This is a genomic window from Salidesulfovibrio onnuriiensis (assembly GCF_008001235.1).
Classification (GTDB): Bacteria; Desulfobacterota; Desulfovibrionia; order Desulfovibrionales; family Desulfovibrionaceae; genus Pseudodesulfovibrio; species Pseudodesulfovibrio onnuriiensis.
Genome location: NZ_CP040751.1, coordinates 2,174,188 through 2,191,122, shown reverse-complemented (window position 1 = coordinate 2,191,122; position 16,935 = coordinate 2,174,188). Strand labels below are relative to the sequence as shown.

15 protein-coding genes are annotated in these 16,935 nt (G+C 52.6%); 10 read left to right on the top strand and 5 right to left on the bottom strand.

The genetic code is table 11. The features are described from left to right. Positions 1-2: 2 nt before the first annotated feature. The 3 genes from FGL65_RS09810 to FGL65_RS09800 are packed head-to-tail and all read right to left on the bottom strand — an operon-like array spanning position 3 to position 1,726. Positions 3-650 carry a hypothetical protein gene (locus tag FGL65_RS09810; protein ID WP_147821035.1) on the bottom strand — a complete coding sequence of 216 codons (648 nt, stop codon included), beginning with the start codon at positions 648-650 and terminating at the stop codon, positions 3-5. A gap of 9 nt (positions 651-659) precedes the next feature. Next, complete coding sequence (locus tag FGL65_RS09805) at positions 660-1,175, bottom strand: hypothetical protein (RefSeq protein ID WP_147821034.1); 516 nt, start codon at positions 1,173-1,175, stop codon at positions 660-662. A 26-nt stretch (positions 1,176-1,201) separates the two neighbouring features. Beyond that, complete coding sequence (locus tag FGL65_RS09800; RefSeq protein ID WP_147821033.1) at positions 1,202-1,726, bottom strand: toxin-activating lysine-acyltransferase; 525 nt, start codon at positions 1,724-1,726, stop codon at positions 1,202-1,204. Positions 1,727-2,067: 341 nt separating this feature from the next. On the opposite strand from FGL65_RS09800, the gene FGL65_RS09795 reads away from it, so the two are divergent. Next, positions 2,068-4,230, top strand: coding sequence for a peptidase domain-containing ABC transporter (locus tag FGL65_RS09795; RefSeq protein ID WP_147821032.1), 2,163 nt, complete (start codon positions 2,068-2,070; stop codon positions 4,228-4,230). After that, entirely contained in the window at positions 4,230-5,663 is a 1,434-nt protein-coding gene (locus FGL65_RS09790; RefSeq protein ID WP_147821031.1) for an HlyD family type I secretion periplasmic adaptor subunit, read from the top strand. The genes FGL65_RS09795 and FGL65_RS09790 overlap by 1 nt, the downstream gene beginning before the upstream one ends. Before the next feature lie 258 nt (positions 5,664-5,921). Here the strand turns inward: FGL65_RS09790 and FGL65_RS09785 are convergent, their stop codons facing one another. Beyond that, positions 5,922-6,851 (bottom strand): LysR family transcriptional regulator, encoded by a 930-nt coding sequence (locus FGL65_RS09785; RefSeq protein WP_147821030.1) that lies wholly within the window; start codon positions 6,849-6,851, stop codon positions 5,922-5,924. 119 nt (positions 6,852-6,970) lie between these two features. Between FGL65_RS09785 and FGL65_RS09780 the strand changes: the two genes are divergently transcribed. The 8 genes from FGL65_RS09780 to FGL65_RS09745 all read left to right on the top strand — a co-directional run bounded on the left by FGL65_RS09780 (position 6,971) and on the right by FGL65_RS09745 (position 15,828). Beyond that, positions 6,971-7,435 carry a CYTH domain-containing protein gene (locus tag FGL65_RS09780; RefSeq protein WP_147821029.1) on the top strand — a complete coding sequence of 155 codons (465 nt, stop codon included), beginning with the start codon at positions 6,971-6,973 and terminating at the stop codon, positions 7,433-7,435. 28 nt (positions 7,436-7,463) lie between these two features. Next, positions 7,464-8,099, top strand: coding sequence for a hypothetical protein (locus FGL65_RS09775; RefSeq protein WP_147821028.1), 636 nt, complete (start codon positions 7,464-7,466; stop codon positions 8,097-8,099). 57 nt (positions 8,100-8,156) lie between these two features. Then, positions 8,157-9,740 carry an SLC13 family permease gene (locus FGL65_RS09770; RefSeq protein ID WP_147821027.1) on the top strand — a complete coding sequence of 528 codons (1,584 nt, stop codon included), beginning with the start codon at positions 8,157-8,159 and terminating at the stop codon, positions 9,738-9,740. Between the two features lie 165 nt (positions 9,741-9,905). Continuing rightward, positions 9,906-10,556, top strand: a complete 651-nt coding sequence (locus FGL65_RS09765; protein WP_147821026.1) for a DUF47 domain-containing protein — start codon at positions 9,906-9,908, stop codon at positions 10,554-10,556. Between the two features lie 12 nt (positions 10,557-10,568). After that, positions 10,569-11,987, top strand: coding sequence for an inorganic phosphate transporter (locus FGL65_RS09760; RefSeq protein WP_147821025.1), 1,419 nt, complete (start codon positions 10,569-10,571; stop codon positions 11,985-11,987). 54 nt (positions 11,988-12,041) lie between these two features. Beyond that, positions 12,042-12,890 carry a hypothetical protein gene (locus tag FGL65_RS09755; protein ID WP_147821024.1) on the top strand — a complete coding sequence of 283 codons (849 nt, stop codon included), beginning with the start codon at positions 12,042-12,044 and terminating at the stop codon, positions 12,888-12,890. A gap of 362 nt (positions 12,891-13,252) precedes the next feature. Further along, a complete protein-coding gene (locus FGL65_RS09750) occupies positions 13,253-14,362 on the top strand; it encodes a linear amide C-N hydrolase (RefSeq protein WP_147821023.1) in 1,110 nt (369 codons plus the stop codon). A gap of 158 nt (positions 14,363-14,520) precedes the next feature. Continuing rightward, a complete protein-coding gene (locus FGL65_RS09745) occupies positions 14,521-15,828 on the top strand; it encodes a hypothetical protein (RefSeq protein ID WP_147821022.1) in 1,308 nt (435 codons plus the stop codon). A 143-nt stretch (positions 15,829-15,971) separates the two neighbouring features. Here the strand turns inward: FGL65_RS09745 and FGL65_RS09740 are convergent, their stop codons facing one another. Continuing rightward, complete coding sequence (locus FGL65_RS09740) at positions 15,972-16,772, bottom strand: EFR1 family ferrodoxin (protein WP_147821021.1); 801 nt, start codon at positions 16,770-16,772, stop codon at positions 15,972-15,974. Between the last annotated feature and the right edge of the window lie 163 nt (positions 16,773-16,935).

Here is a 16,935-nt window from a genome sequence, read left to right as displayed (position 1 = left end):
GGTCAAGACTGGTCAGTCCCCCCCTGTGATGCACAATCTTTACTCTTCCCCGCAGTCCCTTCACCTTCACGATCAGTCGCATTGGCGTTGGGGCCTGCTAAAGCATCACCTTCTGTTGGTTGACCCGTAACGTCTGTGTCATCACCACCAAAATACTTATCCAACTCTTTATCAATGGCATCATTTCGCCACTTATCTATTGTCCTCTGTATATCCCCATTCCCAAGCCCCAGCACTCCTGCTGTCACTGCTGGACCATAATACTCAGACTCAAACCCCCATGAACTTGGCCCAATACGGACTTCACCAGCCATACGTCCAAATACATCCATTTCAGAAACAGGAGGTGTATCATTAAAAGTGTGTACCGTGACTCTATGATTTATTGTAAATTCACCAGTTATTTGTGCAACATTTCCTAAACTAAATGATGCACTAGGCCCAAATGCATTTGTTAATGAATGACTTATTCCAGAGGAGTGAATAGTAGTTTTTTCGCTAACACCTCCCCATCCATATTTAGCAGATCCTTTAATTGTGGTTTCTGATTTTTCAAAATCATGCATCACTTCCCCGGACACAGGGCCAAATCCTCCCCAAGCCTTAACACTTTTTTTATTTGCATAAGTTCTATTAAAACTTTTATCCATTGCTAACTCCTATTGAAAATATTTTTCAGCAAATGATCGTATTTCATTTTCCATTCTAACAATTCCATCTATCGATGAGCTAGCACTAGTAAATATATCCTTAGAATAATCGTTATAACTATTCCTTTTTACCATTACCAACAATGGATAATTATCCATCCTTAAAAAATTATATTCATCTGAGTAAATAAACGATTTAGGCGTCCTATCGTCATCACTTATTTTATACAAAAAGAATGAAACATCTTTAAGTTCATCACTTAATCCCTTAAATACTATGGCCAATGCTTTTGACCTTATTTCACTATTATTATAAAATAAAATTACAAATTTATCTGTTGATCCATATGTTTTTTCATTAATGTTATTACAATCTAAAAAAATATATTTTCCAGCCCCTAAATAATGATCAACAGTCTGGCGCAAGGCAAATTCAACATCCTCTTTACTTAGAGTGTGCTTTTTTTGCTGTGTATAGCAGCCGAGCAAAAAAACAAGTAAAACTAAAATAAAAATTTTCTTCATAATTTATCTCTATAAACTGCTAAGAATTAGTTCCACTCCACCACTACCAGTCCATTACCATCAGGCGCGGGCTGCCAGGTTTTCATTTTCCTTCCCTCAAAAACTTTCTCTTTTAACTCATTGACCACAAACTCGGCCCCGCCAAACGGCGTAACCAGATCAACAAGCCAGAGATTCTCGCCGGAATTCCATTCCTCGGGCCGCAGCTTGGTGGAGCCGTTGCGCAGACGCTCGTCCACCTCGTCGCTCACCTTTGCCCAGCAGGCATAAGCCACGGGCGCGCCCTCCTTGTGGAATATCTTGATCTGCCGCAGACGGAATGGCGGCATGAGGTACCACTCCATGTCGGCAATGAACATGTATTTGTGATTGGGAGACTGCGAGAGCAGCCAGAAGATTTCAAACAGAAATTCGTGCGGCGATTTCGACAGCTTTTCGCCGGGATTCGCAGCATGCGCTTCGTTGCCGTTCGAACCTTCGGCAACATTCTGTTCTTTTTCGGAAACGCCAGAGACGATCTGTTCCGCTTGCGCGGCAGATTCAGTGCCCATAACCCTTCAAACCCCTTTGGACAGCCCACTGTCCGATATGTTTTCTCCCCTAAAGAAAGGCCCCAATATCAATCCTTGCGTAAGGACGCAATAGGGGAATCCCCCAATTCCCTAGGGTGGCATACGCAAACATCTCCTACCTATCCAAAATAGCTATCGAAATTCAAAGGAAAGTTTTACAACCCCAATAAGTATCCACCTCCCATGCCCGCAAATAAGCCGCCATCAGCCCCTATTGACGATTCTATCCCCTTATACTAGAGGCGATGCTTCACGCATTCACGCACGGCCCAAGAAGGGGTGGACCGTACAACTACATCTGAAATCTGGGGAGAGGGAAGATGGGTATTGAAACGCACGCAGCCGCACAGGCGGCTGACGGGCAGGAGCAGCCGACGGTGGACACCGGCCTGGCTTGTGTCGCCCTGGCATTGCACCTGCTCGAACTCCCTGCCGATGTCCAGGACATCCGCAGGAAAACCGGCATCTATCATCAATTCAAGATAAGCGACATCATCCGCGCCGCCGAAGAACACGGCGGCAAGGGCGCACGGCAGGAAACCAACTGGGACCGGCTTCTCAAGCTGCGCTTCCCGGTGATCCTGGGCCTCAAGGACGACGGCTTCATCCTGGCCGCCAAGGCCGAGGGCGACAAACTACTCATCCGCGACCCGCAGGAAAAAGGCTCCAAGCTACTTTCCCGCGAGGAGCTGGAAGAGATCTGGACCGGCCAGGCAGTGCTGCTGGCCCGGGCCGACGGCAAGAAGGTCACCGAGGACGCATTCGGCTTCAAGTGGTTCATCCCGGGCCTGCTCCGCCAGCGCAGCGTACTCAGCCAGGTCATGGCCGCGTCCTTCTTCGTGCAGATCTTCGCCATGATCACCCCGCTCTTCACCATGGTCATCATCGACAAGGTGCTTAGCACCGGCGGCATGTCCACCCTGGACGTGCTGGTCATAGGACTGATCATAATCACCATCTTCGATTTCATCATCGGCTCCTTCCGCAGCTACATGTTCCGACACATGACCAACCGCATCGATGTGGAGCTGGTGGCCCGGCTGTTCAAGCATATGACCCACCTGCCGCTCAGCTTCTACACTTCGCGCAAAACCGGCGACACCGTGGCCCGCACCCGGGAGCTGGAAACCATCCGCAACTTCCTGACCGGCCCGGCGCTCACCGCCATGACCGACTTCCTGTTCGCGGGACTGTTCCTGGCAGTCATGTACTGGTTCAGCCCGCTGCTGACCCTGGTTGTGGTCATCTCCATCGCCGCCCTGCTGCTGCTTTACGGGCTGCTGGCCCCGGTGCTCAAGGGACGCCTGCAGAAGAAATTCAATTCCAACGCGGACAACCAGTCCTTCCTGGTGGAAATGATCACCGGCATGGAAACCCTGAAATCCATGGCCGTGGAACCGCAGATGCAGCGCCAATGGGAAGAACAGGTGGTGGAGCACACCAAGCATTCCCGCGAATCCGAAAACCTTTCCAACATCATCTCCATGCTCTCGGGCATGCTCAACAAGCTGGTGGTGGCCATCTCCCTGTGGATCGGCGCAAAGCTGGTCATCGCGGGCCAGCTGACGCCCGGCGGACTCATCGCCTTCAACATGATGGTGGGCCGCGTACTCTCCCCAGCCATGCGCATCGCCCAGCTCTTCCAGCATATCCAGCAGGCCAAGGTCTCCACCAAGCGCGTGGGCGATATCCTCAACGCCCAGCCCGAACCGTCCAGGGGCAACGCCCAAAACCTACCCGCCATCAAGGGCAGGGTGGAGTTCCAGAACATTACCTTCAAATACGGCCCGGACGCACCCAACGCCCTGGAAGAGGTCAACTTTGAGGTACAGCCCGGCGAAATCATCGGGCTCATCGGATCGTCCGGCTCGGGCAAAAGCACCATCGTGCGGCTCATCCAGCGCCTCTACTCTCCCCAGCAAGGCCGCATCCTGGTGGACGGCATCAACATCGCCCAGATCGACCCGACCTGGCTGCGCCGCCAGATCGGCGTGGTTCCCCAGGAAAGCGTGCTCTTCAACCGCTCCATCCGCGACAACATCGCGCTGAGCAATCCGAGCCTGAGCATCGCGCAGGTGGAAAAGGCCGCGCAGCTCGCCGGTGCCGACGACTTTGTCCGCGCCCTGCCCGAGGCATACGACACCGTGGTGGGTGAACGCGGCGCAACGCTTTCCGCCGGGCAGCGCCAGCGCATCGCCATTGCCCGGGCCCTGGTGAACAACCCGCGCATCCTCATCTTCGACGAGGCCACCAGCGCCCTGGATTACGAATCCGAGCAGATCGTACAGCGAAACATGCAGGCCATCTGCCAGGGCCGGACCGTGTTCATCATCGCCCACAGGCTCTCCACCGTACGTATAGCAAGCCGCATCTTCACCGTGGAGAACGGCCGCATCGTGGAACAGGGCAGCCCCCGGGCCCTGCTGCAGGCCAACGGGCGCTTTGCCCAGCTTCACGCCATCCACGACGGAGGTGAAGCGTAATGAATATCCATACCATTAAAGAGAAACTGGCCATCCTGACCGGCCATGTTTCCGGGAAGTACCAGAAGGCCCAGGAAACCGTCTGCGACGGCATCGAATGCTACAAGAACCGCTACCGTCCCAAGGAGGCGGAATACCTTTCGGGCATTGATGCGGTCCTGCATGCGCCTCTGCCGACCATTGCATGGCTGCTTCCGGCATCCATCATGGCCTTCTTTCTCGTGTTCATGGTCTGGGCCTGTTTCTCGGAGGTGGAAATCATCTCCCCGTCCATGGGCAAAACCGTGCCGTCCAGCCGCGTTCAGCTCATTCAGGCCCCGGAACTGTGCATCATCAGGGAAGTGCTGGTGCGTGAGGGGCAATCCGTCAAGGCAGGCCAGCCGCTTATCGTCTTTGACCAGACAGAGGCCGAAGGTGATGTGCGGGACCTGGAAAACCAGCTCAACAAACTCAAGGCCCAGCACGCCCGGCTCGCGGCCCTGGCCGATTCCGACGACGACCTGATGTTGCCTTACGTGGCTCCGGAGGGGGTGCCTGCCCGGCTGATCGAGACGGAGAAGCGGATCATGGAGGCCCAGTTCGAATCGCACTGCGCGGACATGGCCACCCTGGACCAGGGCATCGCCCAAAAGGAGGCCGAGCTGAAGGAAGTGCAGGCCGAACTGGACAAGGCCACTGCCATGCTCCGGTTCTCGCGCCAGCGCATGGAGCGCCTGGAACAGCTCTTTGCCGACGACGCCGTCTCAAAATCCGGTCTGGAGGAAGTGGAAGAGGAATGGGAAGATCGCCGCAAATCCCTGGACGTGCTCACCCAGTCCCTGCGGCGCATTGAGGCGGAATTGGGCTATGCCATTGAACAGCGCAGATCCTCGGCCGAACAGTACCGCCACACCATCCTGACTGAACTGGGCGACTGCGAGCAGCAGCTCGTGACCACGGAACAGCAGTTTAAATCCGCCCAGCGCCGCATGGACCTGCAAACACTGGAAGCGCCCATCGACGGCACCGTGCTTGATCTGGCCGTACACACCAAGGAAGGCGTGGTCGAGGCTGCCGCGCAACTCATGCGCATCGTCCCCGAGGACAGCCCCCTGGAGGTGGAAGCCAAGATCCTCAACCGGGATATAGGCTTCGTGCAGCCCGGCCAGCATGTGGAAGTCAAATTCGACACCTTCGAATTCACCAAATACGGCTCCATCCCGGGCACCATCAGCAAGATAGCCCACGACGTGATCCTGGACGAGCAGTACGGCCCGGTCTACCGCTGCCTCATCGAGATGGAACGCGACACCATCAACGTGGGAGCCAAGAAAGTGAAACTCATCCCGGGTATGTCCTGCCAGGTGGACGTCAACGTCGGCGACCGCAGGCTCATCGAGTACATCCTCACGCCGATCTTGAGGTATAAGAGCGAGGCGTTGAGGGAACGGTAACGTCCACATTCAATAACAATTAGGCCCGCCTCAAGCGGGCCTTTTCATACCTGACTTGCCTCTCCATTTCCGACCACGACAGACTGAAACTTGCTCCAATTTTGCTCCACTGAGTACGCGTAATGAAAAGTAGTCAAAGATAGTCAAAGGTACCGATCAGCGATAAAAAGTTTAAGAGAAAGCAGTGGTTAATAAATTTTATTAAACAATTTCAATTAATTAAGAAAATCCTTCTTTATCTCTGCCATTACAAAAATTTTAATCATAAAGCTCCAACATTTTTTTCAGCCCGCAGGCGTGTGACAATTCATTACGTTTCGATAAATGTTGTAAAAAGGACTGTGCCGCCATACTTGGACGACGTGCAGCATTGATAACCACATCAAAATGGACCGTGTATTTAAAGCCCACAACATTCAGTCTAGCAAGTATACCATCACTTATTTCCTGTTTCACGGTTATTTCCGGCAAAGCAGTTATGTATCCAGACCTTGCGGCAAATTTTTTTGCCGTCTCAATCCTGCCAACCATCATCCCACTTTCGTTCATTTTCGTATTTTTGAACAGGCTACGCGCATACAATCTCGTCTGAGTACCCTTTTCGCGCCAAACAAATGTATGATCGACCATGTCATGAGGCCGTAAATTATCCTGACCGCATAATGTATCCTTTGCCGCGGCAACCATCACCAATGGATCTTTATGTACGATGGTTTTACTCAACCGGCGGCGGTCCATACCCGCACTCCCTGCAAACCCCATATCAGCCAACCCTTCTTCAACGAGACGGTTCACTTCATGGGTATTGCCTGCGAGCATTTCTATTTGAATACCCGGATAGAGCTGCCGAAATGAGATAATCGCATCCGGCAATAGGTAAGAAGCCATGGTCGCTGAAGCCGCAATTGTTATCCTTCCCCGCCGGAGCTCAACAATATCGTCAAAAAGGCCTTCCAGCTCATCGTGAAGCGAAAAAAGCTCTCTGGTTTTCGCCCGCAATATCTCGCCATTGGCTGTCAAGGATACGGTTCGCCCCTGACGTTCAAACAACTCCACGCCGTAATGGTGCTCCAGCGCCTGGATATGCCTGCTCACAGCGGGCTGAGTTATGAACATTTCATTGGCAGCTTTCGTAAAGCTGCCAGTATCACATATGGCTGCGAATACCCTTAGCGATGTCTCATTCATAATTTTTAATTATACCTACGATGTTTTTTTATCATTTGTTTTTATCAGCAACCAAAAATAAAAACAACATCAATGCTGGGGCGAATACGTCCAGCAAAACAGATTCATTTGGAGACATCATGGGAAAAGAAATCGAACGTAAATTCCTCCTGGTGGGAGAAGAGTGGAAAGCACTGGCAAAGGGCACCCACTACCGTCAGGGCTACCTGAACAGTGTCAAAGAACGCACGGTGCGCGTCCGCACTATCGACGACAAGGGTTTTCTGACTATCAAGGGTATCACAACTGGCGCTACCCGAGTGGAATACGAATATGAAATTCCCCACGCGGAATGCACCGAGATGCTTGATGACCTCGCCGAGAAACCCATCATCGAAAAGGCCCGTTACAAAATAAAATTCGAAGGATTCATCTGGGAAGTGGATGAATTCTTTGGTGTGAACGCAGGGCTGGTCGTGGCCGAAATCGAACTGGAAAGCGAAGACCAGCAGTTCGAAAAACCGTCCTGGGTAGGAGAAGAGGTCACGGGTGACCCGCGCTACTTCAACTCCAACCTCGTAAAAACCCCCTACACCACCTGGTAGCCAGGCTGCTGATCTTCAGGAGACAAGAATGAAAGATGTATTTGCCGCAAATGAAGCAACCTCTGCAGAGGACGCAGCTAAGATTATTCCTCGCGCAGAATTCCGTGTGTTTGGCCAGGGCATTTTGGATATCGTCGAAGAATCCATGTGGAAAGCACAGGCCAAGCTTTTCAAAAAACGCGAGAGTCGCGAAACCTACTTCCTTTCCACCGCAACCAATGAAGCCAATGTAAAAGTACGTGACGGCCTGCTCGACATCAAAACCAAAGTAGGCGAAACCGAAAACGGCTACGAAATTTTCCAGCCTCGTGGAAAATTCCAATTCCCGGTCAAGCGTGAAGAAGTAGCCACCATCCTGGAGAACATGAAAGCCGAGGTAAATCTCGTCAAAGACGAATATACGCTCGACGATTTCATCGCCATTGTCGAAGAACACCCGGGCTTGGCGGCTGTTTCGATTTACAAGAAACGTTTTGGCTTTTCTGTCGACGGAATCATCTGCGAATACGGCATCATTGAATTCAACGGCGCCGTCCTCGAAACCGCATGCTGCGAGAGTGAAGATTACGAAGGCATGACCAAGGCCATCGAAGCTCTCGAAATTGGTTCTTTTGAAAACAGAAACTACCTTGTAGCAGCCAAAAGCGTCATCGGCATGGTGTAAGATACCCGGTCGGGGGAACCATGTTTCCCCGACCGTTGCCGGTGGATGGAGAGAAAAATGAATACCCCGATAGATAAAAATCCGGCCCTTAAATGCGATTCCTTTGATCCGCTCGACATGCGGAACTATTCTCTGGAAAAACTGCCCACATTACCGGCAGGTCCGATCATGGAAATGATCAAGAGATTCGGCGTGCCCCTTGCCGTGCTCTTTTTTTGCATCTTCCACTTCCAACTTGTCGAAGTCGGTTCCTTTGCGTCACAAACCAAGGTGCCTGCAGAGCACTGCTACACGATGCTCGGAATCTTCGGGGCCTCTCTCATCCTTTGGATTTCCGAGGCCATCCCCAACTACCTCACCTCGCTTTTGCTCATCATTGCCGTTGTCCTAACAGGCATATTGAACGAAAAAACAGCCTACGCCTACTTCGGGCACCCGGTAATGATCCTCAACGTGGCCAGCTTCATTCTGGCCAGCATGCTCGTTGCCACGGGGCTGGCAAAACGCATCGCACTGAAATTCATCATGAGGGCAGGGCACCATGCAACACCAATCTTCTGGACATTCCTGATCCTAAACCTGGTACTCGGGGCATTTATTAACGCCACAGCAGCAAAAGCTGCACTCCTGCTGCCCATTTTCATGGTCATCAGCGCCATTTACGGGGCTACAGGCGGCGACTGCCGAAACAACTTTGGCCGCAACCTAGTTCTGCAGAACCTCCTCGGCATCAACGTATCGTGCAGCGCATACGTAACAGGATCCGCGGCAAACCTCGTTGCTGCTAGCATGCTGGCTGGCGCAGGCGCACAAATCTTCTACATGGACTGGTTCATGGCCTTGGCTCCTCTGGCCTTTATCGTCCTGGCTCTTGGCTGGATACTCGGCGTCAAGCTGATATTCCCGATCAAGGGCAGGGAAAACGAACCGTCCATCGAAGGCGGCCTGGACAGGCTGCGCAAAGAGCTTGAAAAAATGGGGCCCATTACCCTCAATGAAATCAAGGCCGCTACAATCTTCCTGCTGGTTCTCGGTTTCTGGGCCACAGACAAGCTACATGGCATGAGCGCCACGGCCATCGCCCTGGCCGGTGCGGCGCTCTGCCTCATGCCCTCCTTTTCCAAGCTCCCCAAAATCGGTGTCATCAACTGGAACAATACCGATATTCCTTGGCACTTGCTGCTCTTCAGCTTCGGCGCATATGTGCTCGGCGGTGGCATTAAGAAAACCAACATCGTCGGTATCGGCATCAACAATCTATTTGATGCCATAGGCCTCAACGGTGACCCCAACAAGCTGCTCATATTCCTTGTGATCGCCGTACTCTTCAACTATTCGTCAATCCTGAACCAGAGCAAAACGGCGCGCACCATTATCTTCTTCCCTATCATCATCGGCATCGCGGAAAACTTTGGGTGGAACGTCCTTGGGTTTGGCCTGCCAATGGCTTTCCTCATCAACCAAGTGTACGTCCTGTACTTTAACAGCAAACCGGCGACTATTTGCTACCTTGCAAATCATTACTCCAGCTTCGAGTCATTCAAGTATGGCATAGTTATGCAGACCGTCGTGCTATTGTGCCTGATTCCATGGGTCCAATATGTCATGCCGCTTATGGGATTCGACAGTAAGCTCTGGTAATGCCCTCCCCGGTGTGGCGGCCCAGCCGTCATACCGGGCTCCATAATCGAGACCGTCACATCCGGGGGAAAACCCACTGCCCCTAATCCTGCCGGAGCCGAAAGGCTCCGGCGCAGGGCGCTTTTGCCCAAAACTTCAGCCCAAACATATTTCAGGAACGCTGCAATGGGAATCAACATCCTCAGATCGAGCATCAAAATAGAAAAACAGATCGACGACTTTCTTAGTCTGGTGAGTGAAGCTGCACTGACTTTCAGAGAAGGGCTCAAGGCTTATTTGACCCACAACAGAAGCAATTTGGATAACAAACTTGCTGCGATCACGGAAAAGGAACACAGGGGGGATACGCTGTGTCGCAACATCGAAATGCAGCTTTATACGAAAACCATCATTCCCGACTCCCGAGGAGATGTCCTCGAACTACTTGAAAACATGGACTACCTCCTGGGAGGATTCAAAGGTGTCCTCTGGCGGTTTGATATCGAGACTCCAGAAATTCCAAATGAATTCCATACTGATTTCATAGAACTCTCGGAAGCGGTGGTGGAGACAGCAGAAGCCATCGTCTGTTCAGCCCGATCCTTTTTCAAAGACACTTCATCTATAAGCAACCACATGCATAAAGTTTCCTACTGGGAAACCGAATGCGACAAGATCGTCACGAGGCTGCAGAGATCCATATTCAATCGGGAGGATCTGCGACTCAGCCACAAGATGCAACTCTGTGATCTGGCCCGTAGCGTGGACAAGATTGCAAACAAGGCGGAAGACGTTGCGGACAAGTTGGCCATCTACGTCATAAAACGTTCGCTATAAAAGGCTCCACCTATGTCTATTTTCTTTTCAAGCGGTCTTTTTCTGGGCTGGGCTCTCGGTGCCAACAATATGTCCAACGTATTCGGAACGGCAGTAGGCACCCGCATGATCCGATTCCACACCGCCGCAATATGGTGCAGTGTGTTCGTTATCCTCGGCTCTGTAATCAGCGGAGCAGGTGCGACCCATACCCTTGGTAAACTAGGCTCCATAAACGCCTTGGCAGGAGCCTTCATGGTCGCCCTGTCTTCGGCCGTAAACATGTTTCTTATGACCAAGGCCAGTTATCCGGTTTCTACCTCACAAACCATTGTCGGCTCCATTGTGGGTTGGAACCTGTTTTCCGGGTCGCTAATCGACTATACGGCGCTCACAAAAATCCTATCCACCTGGGTGTTCTGTCCTATCCTGTCGGCAGTATTTTCCATGTTCCTGTACATACTCTGCCGCTCATGCATCCAGTGGAGAAAGCCGCACATGCTCACACAGGACTACCTGACGCGCATAGGCCTGCTGCTAGCCGGAATCTTTGGCGCGTATGCTCTCGGGGCAAACAATATATCCACAGTCATGGGAGTGTTCGTACCTATCTCCAACTTCTCCGATATCCACTTCTTCAACCTGTTCACACTCTCGGCGGCGCAGCAGCTCTTTTTTCTAGGAGGTTTGGCTATCGCCGTGGGCGTGTTCACCTATTCGAAGAAGGTCATCATGACCGTGGGCGGAGGCGGTATCATGAAACTTTCCCCAGTCGCCGCCTTCATCGTTGTTGTTTCCCACTCGCTGGTCCTAACCATTTTCTCTTCCCAAGGGTTAAGCAACTCGTTCGTGTCCATGGGGTTGCCAGCCATTCCTCTGGTGCCGGTTTCAAGCTCTCAAGCAATCGTAGGCGCAGTCATCGGCATCGGCCTCCTCAAAGGCGGACGCTCCATCCGCTGGCGCACCGTCGGCGCCATCTGCAGCAGTTGGGCGATCACTCCAGTCATTGCAGCCGTGGTATGCTTCTTCTCGCTTTTCTTCCTTCAAAACGTCTTCATGCAGCAAACCTACACACCAGTACAGTATGCGCTGACACCCACTGCAATGGAACAACTCGCCGAAAAAATGGACACAGCACCGCTGAAGGACCTCGAGGGCAGAACATATCCAAATGCGCAAAAATTCAAAAACGCTTTGGAGGATTGTATACAACTTGACGATGACGCCCTAGACACCATCATGAACACCACACGGCTGGAAGAACTAACCGTGACCATCCAACTCATCAAGCTTACCAGCGGCAGCCCTTCATTTAGTCCCAGCGAAACAACACTTCTAAAGACACTCTCGGGGCAGGTTTTCAAACACCGCTGGCAACTGGCGCATGCGTTTCACAAAAACGACCAAGACCCAATAATCGACAAACTCTACCAACTCTCCAGACAGGGTTAGCCCTGATCAAGCCAATCACCCTGTTGGAATGATTACAACAAGGAAGGTAGCGACATGGCAAACATTCGGGCTCACATTCCACTGGGGATTTTGATCCTGCTGGTGGCACTGTCCGCAGTTGTTGGAGCAGCTGACGACAATCGGCCCAGCTTAGAGGATATGAAAGGCATCGAATATCATTACCAGCTTATCCCGGAAAATTCCTTAGCTAAGTCCGGCGATCAGATCTCCAGTACTTTTCTGGAAAAAACGGCATTCATTGACTGGGAAAACACTCCTTCGTTGAAAGAGGGATTCTATATCGACACTGTGGACCGCTTGCTCAAAGCCCATAACAAGATCCTACGCGTACGCTTTGACCTTGAGACCCCTGAAAAATCAAAAATCACTCTAAAATCCCGCAGCACTGACATGAAGACCCTTGATCGCATGAACAAGGCTGCAGAAGGAGAGATAGACGCCTTTTTCGGCAACGAGGCTTATTCCTATTCGCTGAACACCAAAATCCCTGTCGGTAAGCATAATGTTAGCACCATGACCCCGGAAGAAACCTTCAACCTTCTGAGATCTTCAGGGAGTGAAATATATTCTCTCACGCAGGCCCTGAGGGAAAGCGGGCAACCGCTTCTGAAAACCCATGTCATGCGCATGGAAAAATACAAAGGCACCGTGAGCAGCGGCGACCACAAGGGCATGAAGGTGGAATTGCAGATCTGGACAGTAAAAGGAAACAACACCCCAGTTCTTGCCGAAATCGGCTTTGGCGGAAGCATTGAAGAAAAACAACTTCTGGATGCCCTGGACGCTTGGCTTTCCCAAAAGCTCCAAAGCGATACCCTCCTAGCAAAAGATGCCGGGGCATCCAAAACCGAGATCACTTTTGCGGCATCCGCAAACAAGTAGTTCCTCGGTTCCCACAGGCAGAAAAGGCCCGCATTGTGCGGGCCTTTTCTTGTTACACATGGGTATGTTGATTTTGCTCTTATAAAAACGCTCACGTTATCCTTGGTACAATTGGATACACTGAAAAATTAAACCAAATGTATCATACTTGTATTAAATTGAATCCATCAGACTGATTCAATTGGCTAAAACCCAATATTCAATGAGACTTGCTTAAACTTCAAACCCAATGGGAGAACTAACCATCGCCGGTAGAGGTGTAATGCCCCCAGTTGGACAGCCGACCTAACGAAAATAAAAGCTTTTGGCATTGCTCCACCCCTCCTTTGACTGTACCCTGAGCCGCAAACAAGGGAGGGACAATGCTTCATCACCGCCGCTGGATCTTGACCCCGCTCATCCTCTGCCTGCTCGGCCTGCTCGGCCCGGCCCCCGCGTCGGCGTGCACGGGCCTGAAGCTTGCGGGCGCTGACGGAACCGTGGTCTTCGGACGCACACAGGAATGGGGCAAGTTCGACCTCAAGCCACGAATTGCGACTTACCCCCGCAATACCCCGTTTCAATCCACCGTTCCGGGTGGAGGCAAAGGCATCGCCTGGAAATCGAAATACGGATTCGCGGGCGTATTGCTCCTCAACAGGGTCATCAACACCGGAATGAACGAGGCCGGACTGGCCGGAGGCATGTTTTTTCACCAAGGGTTCGCCGAATACGCTGGGTATGATCCGGCCAAGGCAGCCATTTCCATGGCTCCCAGTGAGCTGCTCGCTTATATCCTGTCCCGGTTCGCCACCGTGGACGAAGTCAGGAAGGGCGTCGGCAAGATTCGCGTGGTCCCGGTGATCGACCCCGCCCTTGGCGTTCCCTTCCCCCTGCACGCAATGATCACCGAACCGGGAGGCCGGGCCATTGTCATCGAATTCAAGGAAGGCAAGGCCACTTTCTTCGAAAACCCCGTGGGCGTTATCGCCAACAACCCCACATTCGACTGGCACCTGACCAACCTGCGTAACTTCGGTTATCTTTCCAATACGCCCTTTGCCAAAACGAAATGGGGCGACATGGAAATCACGCCTCTGGCGGGCGGTTCCGGCATGCTCGGCCTGCCTGGCGACTTCACCTCGCCCTCGCGCTTTGTCCGCGCCGCAGCCTTTGTGCAGACAGCGCGCGCCACAAAAGGCGGCGAGGACACGGTCCAGGAGGCCTTCCGCATTCTAGACAGCTTCGACCTCCCGGCCACCCAGTCCGAAGGGGCCACCGGAACCACGAACACAGATCAACCGGCAGGCACGCAATACACGGTGCTCAACGACACAAAAAACAAGATCATCTACTACCACACCATGTTCAACCGCCGCGTACGCATGGTGGACCTCGGAAAGATCGACTTCGCCAATGATCCACCGCGCACCATGCCGCTGGACCAGGTACGCAAACAGGATATCGAAGAGGTCACGGACAGACTGCGCTAATCCCAACAAGGCCGCGGCCCACGAACGCCCCAGACAAAAATCAATGGATTCAGGCTGATAGCTTGAATCCATTTTCTTTTTTCAATCCACCAGCCCTCCATTGAATTTGATTTTCCACGCCATATCTGCTCTAGCCACTCCATAAAAGGAATTTGAAAATGACAAGCATCCGCTTTTTCACCCTGATAATTGTTTGCTGTCTCACGCTCCCCTGCGCCCCTGCCATCGCTCAGGACTCGAGCTCAATGACGGCTCCCGACAATATGCCTCTAAACGATCCTGCACTTGTAAAAGGCAAAAAGAAGTGCCTTGCCGAGGGCGGCAAAGTAACCCAAAAAGTCGCCTCTGACAGGACCAAACTCTTTGTCTGCGAAATTGAAAAATGCGACACGGCTTGTGGGGGAGAAAGGTGCGTGCTTCAACAATATGACCTGGAAAAATACGCCACCGGCACGTGCGGTAAAGTTGTCCCGGATTCGCCGCCGTACGACCCGGACCAGACAGTGCATTCCCGCTTTCACATGAAAGTGGACGAAATCCTTTCCCATGTTGAAAACACAGGCTACTCGCACAACAAAGGCAACAACTTCAGCATAACTCCCGATTATACGGAAATCGCGAGTCCACAATCCAGCTACAACCTGTTTTTGGATTGCTCCGGATTTGTGGGCTATTACGTCATTCAGGGACTGGCAGAGACCCTCTATGCAGACGCCAGCCCAAGCCAGTACTCATGTCAGGGCAGGCCGCTTGCCGCCGACTTTGCGGATGTCATCAGCAGCGCCCCGCAAGTGGATGCCGCTCACCCTGCAGCGACCATGAGGGACCTGATGACGGGTTGCGTACGCTGGGGGCAAGTCAAGAATGTTCGGGACATCAAACCCGGCGATGTGATCGTGTATAAACATCCCGGCCATATCGGGAAGAAAAATCGGGTATGCCCGGACGGTAGAACCGTTCACGCAATCTCGGGAAATACCGGGCATATCATGTTCGCACATGGCGAACCTTTCCGGAGCTCGAACTGCAAGGACGACGATCCCGCTTGCAATGGACTGGACGGCGAGATTCCCGGAAACTGGCAATATGGTATCAGAATAGCCGACTCGACGACATCCAGGCACATGCATGACAGCCGAAAGCAAAACAGAAATGACAACAATGAGTCCGACTATGAAGGTAACAACTACCATTCCTGGACGGCAGGGGGCACCGATACCCTTGAAAGATGCGAGGACGGGACCTACCATCGGGATTGCAGCGCCCACGGCTCCGTTGCCGTTGAATCCATCACGATCAACACGAAACACAAGCGCCACCCCACGGGGATAGGCACAGGCGTCATATTTATCAGCGCAGACCGCAAGCGCTACAGGGCAAGCGACAAGACGAAAAACCATTTTAACAGCAGCGATGAGGCAATCGTCTTCATAGGACGCCCGATCGCCGGCTCCCCACAACAATAACCCGCCGCACGGCTGTGCCCCTGAGATGTATCCACGTTGTTCAGATCGGCGGCCGGAGGGGGCTCCATGAAACCCCGCAGAAAAACGAAGAGCCGCCGGCATCAGATGCAGACGGCTCTTTTCATTCACTCGAAGACAACCAGTTACAGATAGTTTTCCGGCTGCCGGGGCTCCCGGCAATTGTCGTGAAGCCTCTTCTGGGCGTCCCGCACCGGCCCGTCCTTCATGGTCCGGGCACTCTGGGGACAGTTTTTGATGCAGGCGCAGCACGTGATACATTTCTCGATATCAATGACCGCGCTGTCCTGCGGATCCACCGCGTCCACGGGGCAGACCTCGGCGCAAAGGCCGCACTGCACGCACGCATCGCTTACGGCAATGAAATCCACATCCCATATCTGGGTGCGCCCTTCATAGGGAAACGAGCCCGGCACCTCGGCTTCCGCCGCTTCGGACAGCTCGGCAAGGGACATCATCTTATCCCGCACCTTGCGGCCGAACGACTGGGCATGTCCCAGATCATCGGCATCGGGGCGTCCCTGCGCAGTGGGCATTCCGGCATCGGAAAACGAATGTTCCCCGATATACGCCGCCCCGGCAACGGGCACGCAGCCGCAGTTCTTCAAGACGTCCTTCAGTTCGAGCAGGGAATTCTCATAGGCACGGTTGCCGTAGACCACGACACAAACCGCCGGGGTATTCCGGGCCTGGATCGTATTGAGCCACTGCGTCGCCAATTCCGGAAGCCTGCCCATATAGACGGGAATTCCGACAACGAGCAAATCACTTTCCGATGTCCGCAACGGCTGCTTCCGCGCCTCCGTGCCGGTGATATCGACAAGCTCAACGGAACTCGAACCAAAGCCGTCCGCAATGCCCTGGACAACCGCCTTGGTTGTCCCGGTGGGAGAAAAACAAACCAGTTTCAAGGATTCAATCTGCATTATGACAACTCCATCAGTTATGGATGAATGGGGGCATACTCTCTTGAACGTATTCCCGGCAGAACTCAAACCTGTGCGGGTTCGGCGGGAACCATGAGAACATGCGTTTTTCCCTGGGAAACATGCAAGCCGGTTTTATTTTATTACGAAACGTAACGTAATT

What these genes read in the sequence shown, in the direction of transcription:
- FGL65_RS09810 (WP_147821035.1), bottom strand. Translation starts at nt 650, where the DNA reads ATGGATAAAAGTTTTAATAGAACTTATGCAAATAAAAAAAGTGTTAAG.
- FGL65_RS09805 (WP_147821034.1), bottom strand. Translation starts at nt 1,175, where the DNA reads ATGAAGAAAATTTTTATTTTAGTTTTACTTGTTTTTTTGCTCGGCTGC.
- FGL65_RS09800 (WP_147821033.1), bottom strand. Translation starts at nt 1,726, where the DNA reads ATGGGCACTGAATCTGCCGCGCAAGCGGAACAGATCGTCTCTGGCGTT.
- FGL65_RS09795 (WP_147821032.1), top strand. Translation starts at nt 2,068, where the DNA reads ATGGGTATTGAAACGCACGCAGCCGCACAGGCGGCTGACGGGCAGGAG.
- FGL65_RS09790 (WP_147821031.1), top strand. Translation starts at nt 4,230, where the DNA reads ATGAATATCCATACCATTAAAGAGAAACTGGCCATCCTGACCGGCCAT.
- FGL65_RS09785 (WP_147821030.1), bottom strand. Translation starts at nt 6,851, where the DNA reads ATGAATGAGACATCGCTAAGGGTATTCGCAGCCATATGTGATACTGGC.
- FGL65_RS09780 (WP_147821029.1), top strand. Translation starts at nt 6,971, where the DNA reads ATGGGAAAAGAAATCGAACGTAAATTCCTCCTGGTGGGAGAAGAGTGG.
- FGL65_RS09775 (WP_147821028.1), top strand. Translation starts at nt 7,464, where the DNA reads ATGAAAGATGTATTTGCCGCAAATGAAGCAACCTCTGCAGAGGACGCA.
- FGL65_RS09770 (WP_147821027.1), top strand. Translation starts at nt 8,157, where the DNA reads ATGAATACCCCGATAGATAAAAATCCGGCCCTTAAATGCGATTCCTTT.
- FGL65_RS09765 (WP_147821026.1), top strand. Translation starts at nt 9,906, where the DNA reads ATGGGAATCAACATCCTCAGATCGAGCATCAAAATAGAAAAACAGATC.
- FGL65_RS09760 (WP_147821025.1), top strand. Translation starts at nt 10,569, where the DNA reads ATGTCTATTTTCTTTTCAAGCGGTCTTTTTCTGGGCTGGGCTCTCGGT.
- FGL65_RS09755 (WP_147821024.1), top strand. Translation starts at nt 12,042, where the DNA reads ATGGCAAACATTCGGGCTCACATTCCACTGGGGATTTTGATCCTGCTG.
- FGL65_RS09750 (WP_147821023.1), top strand. Translation starts at nt 13,253, where the DNA reads ATGCTTCATCACCGCCGCTGGATCTTGACCCCGCTCATCCTCTGCCTG.
- FGL65_RS09745 (WP_147821022.1), top strand. Translation starts at nt 14,521, where the DNA reads ATGACAAGCATCCGCTTTTTCACCCTGATAATTGTTTGCTGTCTCACG.
- FGL65_RS09740 (WP_147821021.1), bottom strand. Translation starts at nt 16,772, where the DNA reads ATGCAGATTGAATCCTTGAAACTGGTTTGTTTTTCTCCCACCGGGACA.